Raw genomic sequence first — 1572 nt, 5'->3', positions numbered from 1 at the left:
AGCTTAAAAACCCTGGAAGATGGAGTCGGCGCTGCCGGAACTGGGACTTCATTAGTGAAGTGAAGTTAAACCCAGAAAAGGATGCCGCATAACCGTAAAAAGCGACAACATGCTTGAAAAACAGCGATTTTCTCAACTGTGAACACTGAATTTTGTCGAACCGTGAACACTTTTGCCACCGCGCAAAATTAGGTGTTCACGCTTAGCAAAATTTCTTAGCCATAGCAGACAACCCCCTTCATCTCTTGCAGGCAACGGCATTGTCCGTAATCTGCGTTCCCTTTGTTTTTCGTTCAACCACAGGGAACGACCATGAGTACCAAGAGAGTCACTATGATGAAGTTAAGAGAACTCCTACGCCTCAACTACGAGGCTCAGCTGTCGGTGCGTCAAATTGCCCTGTGCCTGAGCCTATCCGTGGGTGCGGTTTCCAAGTATGTGCAGCGCGCCGACGCCGCGGGCCTCGACTGGCCATTGCCGGATGAGCTGTCTGAGATTGGGCTTCAGGCGCTGCTTCAGCCCCGGCGGTCGACGGTCGCATCGTCTAATGTTGCCGAACCCGACTTTATGAGCATTGAGCAAGAGCTCAAACAAAAAGGCATGACGCGGTTATTGTTGTGGCAAGAGTACGCCCAAGCGCACCCGGGCAAGCACTACAGCTACTCCCGCTTTACCGTGTTATTTAAGCGCTGGCGCCAAACGCAGCAGCTGTCGATGCGTCAGCAACATTGTGTGGGTGAGAAGCTGTTTGTGGATTACTGCGGGCCGACCTTGTCGGTCGTGAATCCTGAGACCGGCCTGGTGCGTGATGCTCAGGTCTTTGTCGCGGTACTCGGCGCCAGCTCGTATACCTTTGCCGAAGCCACCTGGTCGCAAAGCCTGCCCGACTGGGTGGGTTCACACGTTCGGGCCTTTGCCTTTTATGGTGGCTTGCCCGCTGTGGTTGTGCCCGACAACCTTAAAAGCGCGGTCAGTAAAGCCTGTCGATACGACCCCGACATCAATCCCACCTACCAGCAAATGGCCGAGCATTACGGGGTGGCGGTCGTGCCCGCGCGGCCCTATAAACCCAAGGACAAAGCCAAGGCTGAGGTAGGCGTACAGATTGTCGAGCGCTGGATCATGATGCGGCTTAGGAAGCAGACGTTCTATACCTTGGCATCGTTGAACATGGCGATCAGAGCACTGTTAGATGATTTAAATCGCCGCCCCTTTAAGAAGCGCCCAGGCACGCGGCTAAGCCAGTTCGAACAACTGGATAAGCCGGCGCTAAAACCTTTGCCCAGTGCTGCGTACACTTATCGCCACATCAAAAAAGCGCGGGTTCATCTGGATTACCACGTCGATTACCTCGGTCATTATTACTCGGTGCCTTACCAGTTGGTGAAGGAAGAGGTGATGGTGCATGCCGGCGATACGACGGTGGCGATCTTCCATCACGGCCGGCAAGTCGCCGTGCATCCTCGCGTTCATCATGCCGGTGGCCACACCACCGACCCATTGCACATGGCCAAAGCACATCGCAAACATCAGGAGTGGTCACCCCAGCGGTTTCTGAGCTGGGCAGCGAGT

At 54.6% G+C, this 1572-nt stretch carries 1 protein-coding gene; it reads left to right on the top strand.

Annotated elements, in window-relative coordinates; all coding sequences use genetic code 11:
* Window positions 1–312: 312 nt before the first annotated feature.
* Window positions 313–1572: IS21 family transposase (istA, locus tag O9X78_RS20685; RefSeq protein WP_269621582.1), on the top strand; the 1260-nt coding region annotated here is incomplete at its 3' end.

This window comes from Zhongshania aquatica, from assembly GCF_027257955.1.
Lineage (GTDB): Bacteria > Pseudomonadota > Gammaproteobacteria > Pseudomonadales > Spongiibacteraceae > Spongiibacter > Spongiibacter aquatica.
This window is presented reverse-complemented; position numbering and strand designations above follow the sequence as displayed.